Raw genomic sequence first — 10,233 nt, forward strand, 5'->3', positions numbered from 1 at the left:
ACGATCCGGACGTGGCTCAGCCCGGGAACGAACCATGCTTCCATAACAAGCGGCTTCCGGGGCTGACAAGGCAGGCCCTCGGACTCCCTACGTGTTTCATCCTCGCCTGGATGCTTCACGTATGACATGACGCACCGCGCCCAACCAACTGGGTTTGGGGAAATCCCGCGCGCGAGGGTAAGGTTCGCGACCGTTCTCCCCATAATTTTTCCGAGCGCGACTTGTCCGAAGTCATCCTGAGCGGAATCAAGAAGTCGTTTGGCCAGAACCTCATCGTGAAGGGCGTGGACCTTCAGGTGAGGGAAGGCGAGTTCCTGGTCATGGTCGGTCCTTCGGGCTGCGGGAAGACCACGCTGTTGCGGCTCATCGCCGGGCTGGAGCAGGTGGACTCGGGTGAGGTGCGCATCGGTGGCGCGCGGGTGAATGACGTGCCCCCGCGTGATCGCGACGTGGCCATGGTGTTCCAGTCGTACGCGCTCTACCCGCATATGACGGTGCGGGAGAACCTGGCCTTCGGCCTGACGCTGCGGAAGTTCCCGGAGGCGGAGATCGCCTCACGCGTGCAGGAAGTCGCGGGGATGCTGGAGCTGGGCCACCTCTTGGACCGCAAGCCCAAGGCGCTGTCCGGCGGCCAGCGCCAGCGCGTGGCCATGGGGCGCGCCATCGTCCGGCGGCCCAAGGTGTTCCTCTTCGACGAGCCCCTGTCCAACCTGGACACCGCCCTGCGCGTGCAGATGCGCGGCGAGCTGGCGCGGCTGCACCGCCGGCTGGGCGCCACGATGATCTACGTCACCCACGATCAGGTGGAGGCCATGACGCTGGCCACCCGCGTGGCCGTCTTCAATGGAGGCCTCCTGCAGCAGGTGGGCCCACCGCTGGAGCTGTACAACCGCCCGGCGAACCGGTTCGTGGCGGGGTTCCTCGGCTCGCCGGCCATGAACTTCCTGGAAGCGAGGCGCGAGGGCGCGGGCTTCACGGGCAAGGGCTTCACCCTGCCCTGCCCCTCGGACGTGCCGTCGGACGCGGGCAAGGTGCTGGTGGGGCTGCGTCCCCAGGACCTGCGCGTGGCGGCGCACGGGCCGCTGACGGGCACGGTGGACGCGGTGGAGCGGTTGGGCTTCGACGGGTACGCCTTCCTCACGACGGAGGCGGGGCCGGTGGCCGCGCGCTTCGACAAGGGGATGCACGTGGCGGTGGGGGACAAGGTGTCCCTGGCGCCGGTGACGGACGCGCTGCACGTCTTCTCCGAGGACGGCGCGCGCGCCCTGCGTCACCCGGTGGAGCGCGAGTCGCTGGGGGTGGCGTCGTGACGCGGCTGCTGGCCCTGGCGCTGCTGGCCACGGCGTGGACCGCGCACGCGGCCGACGAGGCCGAGCCCCTGAAGCTGTGGCACGCGTATCGCGGCGGCGAGGAGGCCGCGCTCATCCAGGTGGCCGAGCGCTTCACCGCGAAGACGGGCGTGAAGGTGGACCTGCTCGCGGTGCCCTATGACGCGTACGGCGCCAAGCTGACCAACGCCATTCCGCACGGCGCCGGCCCGGACGTCTTCATCTTCAACCACGAGCGATTGCACAACTTCCACTCGCAGCACCTCCTGGCGCCCGCCACGGGCGTCATCGTGCGCAGCGACTACTTCCCCAACACCGTGCAGGCGCTGGAGCTGGATGGCCAGGTGTACGGCTACCCCATGGCCCAGAAGTCGCTGGCGCTCTACGTCAACAAGAAGCTGGTGCCGACGCCGCCGCGGACCACCGAGGAGCTCCTGCGGATGCTGCCGGCCCTGTCGAAGGCCGACGAGGGCCGCTTCGGCCTCGTGTACGAGAGCGGCGACTTCTACTTCCACGCGCCCTTCCTCTTCGGCTTCGGCGGCGAGCTGTTCGACGCGTCCGGCCGGGCCCTCTTCGACACGCCGGGCATGACGAAGTCGCTGGCCTTCGTGAAGAAGCTGCAGGACGACCGTTACCTGCCGCAGGAGGTATCCGGCGCGCTGGTGAAGAGCCTCTTCAACGACGGCCGCGCCGCCATGGTCATCAGCGGCCCCTGGTTCGCGGGCGAGGTCTCCCCCGCCGTGGACTACCGGGTGGTGGCCCTGCCGGTGGTGAGCGAGACGGGCATCCCCCTGAAGCCCTTCCTCGGCGTGGAGGCGGCGTTCGTCTCCGCGCAGTCGAAGCAGGGCGAGAAGGCGCAGCAACTGGCGCGCTTCCTGTCCACGGGCGAGTCGTCGCGGATTCGCGTCACGGTGGGCCGGCAGATTCCGGCGGAGGTGGCCGCGTACCAGCTGCCCGAGGTGAAGGACGACGTCCTCATCTCCTCCTTCCGGGAGGCGGCGCGCGACGCCACGCCCATGCCCAGCTCGCTGGAGATGCTGCGCGTGTGGGAGCCCATGAAGCTGGCGCTGCGCGGGGTGCTCCAGGGCGGCACCGCGCCCCAGGACGCGGGGGCGCTGGCGGACCGCCGCTACCGCGCGCTGTACCGGGAGCGCCCGCCCGACGCCAGCCCCCTGCCCTGGCTGGGCCTGCTGGGCGCCATGGCGCTGGGCGGCTCGGTGTGGGTGCTGCGCCGGCCGGCCTCGGCGCTGACCTTCCAGCAGCGCTACCCGGACGTGAAGCTGGCGGTGACCTACCTGGCCCCGGCGATGGCGGGCCTCCTGGTGCTGGTGTTCATCCCCTTCGGGGTGGGGCTGAGCCTGTCGCTCTTCCACCACGAGTCGGGCGAGTACTCGTTCGTGGGGCTGGCCAACTTCGTCGACATCCTCGCCAGCCGCGGCTACAGCATCACCGAGCCGCTGTCCTTCTACTTCACGCTGGCGGTGACGCTGCTGTGGACGCTGGTCAACGTGGTGCTCCACGTGGGCATCGGCCTGTTCCTGGCGCTGCTGCTCAAGGACCCGCTCCTCAAGCTGAAGGGCGTGTACCGGGTGCTGCTCATCATCCCGTGGGCGGTGCCCAACTACATCACCGCGCTGATGTGGAAGGGCCTGTTCCACCGCCAGTTCGGCGCCATCAACGGCCTGCTGGTGGCGCTGGGGCTGGAGCCGGTGAGCTGGTTCGCCCAGTTCTCCACCGCCTTCGCGGCCAACGTGGCCACCAACACGTGGCTGGGCTTCCCCTTCATGATGGTGGTGGCGCTGGGCGCGCTCCAGTCCATCCCCCAGGAGCTGTACGAGGCGGCGGAGGTGGACGGGGCGAGCAAGTGGACGCAGTTCCGGCGCATCACCCTGCCGCTCCTGCGCCCCGCCATGCTGCCGGCCGTCATCCTCGGCAGCGTGTGGACGTTCAACATGTTCAACATCATCTACCTGGTGTCCGGAGGCGAGCCGGGCGGCGGCACGGACATCCTGGTGTCCGAGGCCTTCCGCTGGGCCTTCCAGCGCAACCAGCAGTACGGCTTCGCCGCGGCGTACTCGGTGCTCATCTTCGTGGTGCTGCTGGCCTGGTCCAGCTTCACCAAGCGGCTGACGCGCTCGTCCTCGGAGATGCTGGGATGAACCGCTCCTCCCGCCTGAAGCTGGCCGCCATCCACGCCGGGCTGATGCTGATGTGCATGGTGACGCTGTACCCGGTGCTCTGGGTGGTGAAGATGGCCCTGTCCCCCACGGACGGGCTGTCGCTCAGCGTCAGCCCCATTCCGGACGCCGTCACCTTCGACCACTTCCGCGAGGTGCTCCTGAGCACGGACGCGGCGGGGCGCTGGGTGTTCGGCCGGCAGCTGCTGTCGAGCATCGTCGTCTCCGGCGCCACCACGCTGGTGGGCCTGACGCTGGCGGTGTCCGCGGCCTACGCGCTGTCGCGCTTCCGCTTCCCCGGCAAGGAAGGCGGAATGCAGGCGCTGCTGATTACGCAGATGTTCCCGGCGACGCTGATGCTGGTGCCCATCTACAGCATCCTCCAGAAGCTGCACCTGCTGGACAGCCTCACGGGACTGGTCCTGGTGTACGCCACCACGGCCATGCCCTTCTGCATCTGGATGCTGAAGGGCTACTTCGACACGCTGCCGCGCGAGCTGGAGGAGGCGGCGGTGATGGACGGGGCCTCCCCCGCCCAGGTGTTCCTGCGTGTCGTGCTGCCACTGGCCCGCCCCGCGCTGGCCGTGACGGCGCTTTTCTCCTTCATGACGGCATGGAACGAGTTCATCCTCGCCGCCACGCTGCTCAATGACCCGACCCGCTTCACCCTGCCCGTCGCGCTCCAGCGGTACGTGGGCGAGCACAAGGTGGAATGGGGCAAGTTCGCCGCCTGCGCGCTCGTGGTGTCCGCGCCGGTCATGGCGTTGTTCTTCGCTCTCCAGAAGCACCTCGTCGGCGGTCTCACCGCTGGCGGCGTCAAGGGGTGATGGCCGATGTCGTCTCGTTGTCTCCGGTCCCTGCTGCTCGTATTGCCGTTGCTCGCCGTGGCGTGCAGTGACGACTCCGACGGAGTCTCCCCGTCCGAGCTCACCGCGCCCACGGTGCGGGAAATCCAGCCCACGGGCGGCCCCATCGCGGGCAACACGCTCGTCAACATCTATGGCTCCGGTTTCCAGCCGGGCGCGAAGGCATTCCTGGGCAACCTGGAGCTGCAGCGCACGGTGGTGGTCAACACCTTCCGGCTCTACGGCTACACCCCCACCGCCACCTCCGGGCGCATGGACGTGCGGGTGTGGAATCCGGATGGCGCGTACGGCGTGCTGGTGAAGGGCTTCGCCTATGAGGGCCCCCCGACGCCGCACATCGCCCAGGCCGAGGTGGTCAACGGCAACACCGACGCGGTGAGCGGCGGGCCGCCGGTGGGCGTCACCGTGCGCGGCGCCGTCACCGTGCCGGGCGTCACCCGTGGCGCGGGCCAGGGTGCCGGCGTGCTCGCGCAGGTGGGCTTCGCCGCGGGCAACGCGGAGCTGCTCAACCCGCAGAGCTACACGTGGTCGGACGCCATGTACGAGACGGACTCGGGCAGCGGCGAGGCGGACATCTACCGGGGCACCGTGCTCCTGCAGGCCCCCATCGGCGGGGAGAATCGCGAGTGGGTCGTCTCCGTGCGCTTCTCGCTCGACAAGGGGCAGACGTGGGTGATGGCGGACGGCGACGGCAGCGCCAACGGCATGTCGGCGGCGATGATGCGCCGGGTGTTCATCGCCCGGCCCCGGGTGGACTACTGCAAGCTGGGGCCGAACGGGAACCCCGCCAACCCGGACCTCTTCTATGCGCCGGGTGAGACGAAGCTCCACAAGGTGGCGGGCCAGGTGTTCGCCGACGGCATCACCTCGGGCGCTGGCGCGGGCTCGGGCGTGGTGGCACAGCTCGGCTACGGCCCGGATGGCACGGACCCGCGCACGTCCGAGCAGTGGACGTGGACCCACGCCACGTACGTGACCGAGCACGGCAACAACGACGAGTGGCAGGCCGACCTGCCCAACCCGAAGACGCTCGGCACCTACAAGCTCGCCTTCCGCTTCAGCATCAGTGAGAACGCCTGGCGCGTGTGCGACGCGGACGGCGTCAACGACAGCACCACGGGCGAGCTGACCTTCAGCATGGCCAAGCTGGGCACCCTGACGGTGGCCAACGCTCCGCCGAAGCCGAAGGTGGCGTGGTGCAAGATTGGCGAGGACCGGAAGGACCCCGAGGCCGTCGACTACCAGACCACGCAGACCAACGGCCTGGCGACGGTGTACGCCCAGGTTGGCATCCCCGGCGTGACGGACAAGGTGGGCCCGGGGCCGGAGCTCGTCGGTCAGCTCGGCTGGGGCCCCGCGGGAGAGGACCCGCGGACCTCGCCGCTGTGGAACTGGGCCACGGAGCTCGAGTTCAGCAAGGACAACTTCGAGGTCAACGACGAGTGGAAGGGCACGCTCCCCGTTCCCCCGGTGAGCGGCGCGTACCGCTACGCGGTGCGCTTCAACGTGGTGGATGGCCCCGTGACCGTGTGTGACGGCGACGGCACCAACGATGGGGACCAGCCGTTCGAGATGGACAAGCTCGGCGTCCTCAACGTCACCGGCGCGTCCGCGCCGCCCACGGTCGCCGGCTACTGCAAGCTGGGACCCGTCGGGACCACCACGCCGGCGTCGCTGGCGTACACGACGGTCTCCGCCGCCTCCCACAAGGTGGTGGCCCAGGTGTACGTGCAGGGCGTGACGAACGGAAACGGCCAGGGCGCCAACATCGTGGGCCAGCTCGGCTGGGGTCTGGCCACCGAGAACCCGTCCTCGCAGCAGTGGAACTGGACGACCCCGGCCACATTCAGGGGCGACGTCGTCAACGGCACCATCCGCAACTTCGACGAGTACGAGGCCACGCTGCCCAACCCGGGCACGGCGGGTAACTACCGGTTCGCCTACCGCTTCCAGGTGAACGGCGGCGCGCCCCTCTACTGCGACGCGGACGGCAACACGGGTGGCACCGGCTTCGATGCGACGAAGATTGGCACGCTCACCGTGAGCCCGCCGCCGACCACCAACGTCGTCAGCTACTGCAAGCTGGGGGCGGCCGGGGACACCACGCCCCCGGAGCACACGTACTTCACGGTCTCCCCAGCCACCCACGCGGTGGTGGGCGTCGTGCGCGTGACCGGCATCACCGACACCACGACTGGCGCGGTGGCCCAGATTCGGGGCCAGCTTGGCTGGGGCCCCACGGACCAGGACCCGGCGTCCCTGCAGTGGCACTGGGCGGACGCGCAGTTCAAGGGCGATTCCGACACCAGCGATGAGTACACGGCGAACCTGCCCAACCCGAACACGGTGGGCACCTACCGCTACGCCTACCGCTTCCAGGTGAACGAGGGCGAGTTCCTCTACTGCGACGCGGACGGCAACGACGACGGGGCCGCCGGCTTCGACGCGACGAAGGCTGGCTCGGTGACGGTGGAGACCCCGCCTCCCGCGCGGTGCCAGCTCCAGAGCGTCAGTGGCACCACGGTGGCCAGCGGTGACGACGTCACCGCGGTGGGCCGCGTGCTCCTCCCCGGCTTCACCGAAGCAGACGGGGCGCCCACGGGCCTCCAGGTGCAGGTGGGCGTGGGCGCCGCGAGCGCGGATGCCTCCACCACTCCGGCGGCCTTCACCTGGAAGGCCGCGACGTACGCGCACGGAGTCGAAGGCGAGAGGGCCACGGACGAGTTCTCCGCGCGGTTCAACCCGGCGTACACGGGTGAGCGCACGGTGAGCATGCGCTACAGCACGGACGGCGCCGCCTGGACGTACTGCGACAAGGACGGCAGCGACGTGGGCGGGTACAGCGCCGACCAGCAGCACGCTCTCACGGTGGGCAACCACACGGCCATCAACTACTGCAATCTGCAGTGGCCCCCGACGACGGAAGGCGGCCGCACGACCTACGGGAAGGTCTATGAACCCGGCGCGACCGACGGCACGCCGCCCAACACCAACCTGACGGCGGAGCTGGGCTACGGCCCGAAGGAGCAGGACCCGGGCGTGGGCGCCGGCTGGACCTGGAATGCCGGCACCCTGAATGGCGATGCCAACGGGGACACGGATGAATACACGGCCAGCCTGCCGCCGACCGTGCCCGTGGGCCACTCATACGTGTGGCGCTACCGCGTGGGGACGGGCCCGTACTGCTTCGGCGATGTGCAGCTCGACGGGCAGTCCGGTGGCTCGTCCAACGGCGTGTCCCCGGACACGTTGGGCCAGGTCACCCAGTAGGCTGTCAGGCGCGGCCCGCCCGAGCGTCTGCACTGCTTGGCTGGGCCGCGCCGGAATGATCAGGCCGCAGAAAACGTATCCTTGACAGTGAGGGGGCCGCTTTATAAAAGCCCCCTCGTCGCAGCGCGGCGGACGCCTTGAGGGCGGATAGCTCAGCGGTAGAGCGTCGCCCTTACAAGGCGAGGGTCACAGGTTCAATCCCTGTTCCGCCCAAGGTTGTGGGGAGTTAGTTCAGTTGGTTAGAACGCCGGCCTGTCACGCCGGAGGCCACGGGTTCAAGTCCCGTACTCCTCGCCAAGAAGAAGGGCCCGGAATCGCGAGGTTCCGGGCCCTTCGCCTTTCAGGGTGAGGGCACTGGTTTTCCGCCCAGGTTGTGGGGAGTTAGTTCAGTTGGTTAGAACGCCGGCCTGTCACGCCGGAGGCCACGGGTTCAAGTCCCGTACTCCTCGCCATTGAGAGCCCAGCAATCCTCAGGGGTTGCTGGGCCTTTCTTTTTCCTCCGTCCCCCTATGTGCCCTCAGTGTGCCCCTCCGGCGTCTGTGGCCGGTGCGGCGTGGAGCTGGGGGGGGACCGGCCGGTCGAGCTGCTGCACCGCGCTCTCCCGGGCCTCCGGCGCGAGATGGGCGTACCGCATGGTCATTTCGATGGTGGCGTGGCCCATCAGCTCCTGGATGACCTTGAGAGGGACGCCCCTCATGGCGAGGTGGCTGCCGTAGGTGTGGCGCAGGTCGTGCCAGGTGATGCGCCCCTGCTCGCGGCTGATGCCCGCCCGGCTCACCGCCCGCGATAGCCGGTGCTCCGTCATGCTCGCGGTGAGCGGCTGGCCGTCCGACTGGCAGAACACGTAGGGGCCGCGCAGGTGCCGGTGCCCCTTGAGTGCGTCCACCACCGAGCCGGGAAGGTCCACCGTCCGTCCCCGTCCGCCCTTGGGCAGCCCCGTCACTCCTTGCCAGATGGAGCGCCGCACCTGGAGCTTGCCGCGCTTCAAGTCCACGTCGCTCCACTGGAGCCCAATCAGTTCCCCATGCCGCAGCCCCGTCTTGAGCGCCAACAGGACCAACGTGCGCCACTCCGGCTCGGCGGCGTTGAGCAGGCGCTCGGCTTCCTCGAAGATGAGGAAGTCAAAGGCGGGCTTGTCCGTCTTGAAGAGCTTCACGCGTGGGACGTGTTGGAGCACGCCCTGTTCCTGGGCCAGTGCGAGCAACTTGTGCAGCACGGTCAGGACGTTGTTGATGGACTTGAGGCTCAGGAGCTTCACCCCGGAGCCCTTGCGCTTGCGCAGGGCATCCTTCGAGGGGGCGTCCCTCCGTCCGGGAATGCCCGCAGGCTTCTTCCGCATCGCGGCCTTGAAGTCCTCGATCTCCGCTGGACCGATGGCGTCAAGAGGCGTGTCCCCGAGCACGGGCAGCAGGTGGTCATCAAGGATCTGCCGCTTGGTGACGACGCTGGAGTGCTTGTTGTTGTTCTCGCTGTACGTGATGAAGCGCGGGACGAACTCCCCAAGGGTGAGGACCCGGCCCGGCTCGTTCTGCTTCTCCTTCCCGAAGGTGCCCGTCAGGAGGGCTTGGCGGACTTGGCGCTCGTACTCTTCAGCGCCCCGGCGGGTGTTGATGGGCGATGCCTTGCGGACTCGCTCCACCCTCCCGTTGGGGTGCTGGTACTTCACGTCCACCCACCACGCCTCCTGCACCCTGCCCTCCTTCGTCTTCCACTTGCGCAGCCTGACGCTCATCGCTTCTCTCCGAGCGCAGGACCGCTGTGACCCGGCATCCAACGTAGCAAGACAACGCGGCGGATGCGGATGGATCGACTGAGGTGGAGGACTCCGGGCACCTGCCCGAGCCGGATCGACTCGTAGAGCGTCTTCAGGTTCACGCGCAGGAGTGCTGCGGCCTCTTCGACGGTCAGGAACTCGGGCGCGCTGGAGCCTTTTTCAGCGGACGTGGGCTGGCTTGAAGTTGGCGACAAGAAGGGTTTTTCCACAGCCGATAAATGAGTGCGGATTCTTGGCGTGGCTCAGGCCGCAGAGGGAATGCGGCAGGCGTCAACCGTCAAGTGGCTATGAGAGTTTCCCTAAAACCCTATATCCCTATACCTCTTGTATACTCCTATACTACCTGAACTTTTCCTTAAGGAGTTTAGGAATAGAGGGTTGACGGGGATTGACGTTTGACATCGTGACGGAGCGCACAGGGCGCCCGCTCGGTGTCGCTTGGAGGGGCCCCCGGCTCCGGTTTCCGATGCATGGCTGCTCGGGACCTTGCTCGGCGGTCGTACACGCTGGGAAAATTTCCCAGAAAAACTGCGGCCCCCTCTGGTTTCGCCGTTCGCAACCCCCGAAGTTTTGACGAAACCCGCTCCTGGCTGGCTGGACGTTGACAAGGGCGCTGATACAAGCCGAGCAAACGGCTCGCGCCAGCACGCTCCATAGGCAACTGCGCTACTCCCCATCCCGATGCCTCACGTCCGTTGCCGCGTTCCTCAGCCCTCCTGGGCGCAACTGTGCCGTTCCCCAGCAAGTTCCCGCCGAGCGACGCCTGCCGCGTTCCCAGCGCCCTCCTGGACCACGTCGTGGCACTCCCTGGCCCCCAC

The 10,233-nt window shown here is 68.3% G+C and carries 6 protein-coding genes and 3 tRNA genes; 7 read left to right on the plus strand and 2 right to left on the minus strand.

Going from position 1 to position 10,233, the window contains the following annotated elements; translation table 11 throughout:
- Positions 1-221: 221 nt before the first annotated feature.
- The 7 genes from HG543_RS02680 (at position 222) to HG543_RS02710 (ending at position 8,093) form a co-directional block, all read left to right on the plus strand.
- On the plus strand, positions 222-1,310 hold the full coding sequence (locus HG543_RS02680) for an ABC transporter ATP-binding protein (RefSeq protein ID WP_169343054.1): 1,089 nt from the start codon (positions 222-224) through the stop codon (positions 1,308-1,310).
- Positions 1,307-3,487, plus strand: coding sequence for an extracellular solute-binding protein (locus HG543_RS02685; protein ID WP_169343055.1), 2,181 nt, complete (start codon positions 1,307-1,309; stop codon positions 3,485-3,487). Before HG543_RS02680 ends, HG543_RS02685 begins: the two co-directional genes overlap by 4 nt.
- Positions 3,484-4,332 carry a sugar ABC transporter permease gene (locus HG543_RS02690; RefSeq protein ID WP_169343056.1) on the plus strand — a complete coding sequence of 283 codons (849 nt, stop codon included), beginning with the start codon at positions 3,484-3,486 and terminating at the stop codon, positions 4,330-4,332. Before HG543_RS02685 ends, HG543_RS02690 begins: the two co-directional genes overlap by 4 nt.
- A gap of 6 nt (positions 4,333-4,338) precedes the next feature.
- Complete coding sequence (locus tag HG543_RS02695; protein WP_169343057.1) at positions 4,339-7,641, plus strand: IPT/TIG domain-containing protein; 3,303 nt, start codon at positions 4,339-4,341, stop codon at positions 7,639-7,641.
- A gap of 141 nt (positions 7,642-7,782) precedes the next feature.
- Positions 7,783-7,854: transfer RNA gene (locus HG543_RS02700), tRNA-Val, on the plus strand.
- A gap of 7 nt (positions 7,855-7,861) precedes the next feature.
- Positions 7,862-7,938 (plus strand) — tRNA-Asp (locus HG543_RS02705).
- Between the two features lie 78 nt (positions 7,939-8,016).
- Positions 8,017-8,093, plus strand: a tRNA-Asp gene (locus HG543_RS02710).
- A 65-nt stretch (positions 8,094-8,158) separates the two neighbouring features.
- Here the strand turns inward: HG543_RS02710 and HG543_RS02715 are convergent.
- Together HG543_RS02715 and HG543_RS02720 are read right to left on the minus strand one after the other, a co-directional pair.
- Positions 8,159-9,373, minus strand: coding sequence for a tyrosine-type recombinase/integrase (locus tag HG543_RS02715; protein WP_169343058.1), 1,215 nt, complete (start codon positions 9,371-9,373; stop codon positions 8,159-8,161).
- A complete protein-coding gene (locus HG543_RS02720) occupies positions 9,370-9,624 on the minus strand; it encodes a helix-turn-helix domain-containing protein (protein WP_343073253.1) in 255 nt (84 codons plus the stop codon). Before HG543_RS02720 ends, HG543_RS02715 begins: the two co-directional genes overlap by 4 nt.
- Positions 9,625-10,233: the final 609 nt, after the last annotated feature.

The organism is Pyxidicoccus fallax, assembly GCF_012933655.1.
In the GTDB taxonomy this organism is placed as follows: Bacteria; Myxococcota; Myxococcia; order Myxococcales; family Myxococcaceae; genus Myxococcus; species Myxococcus fallax.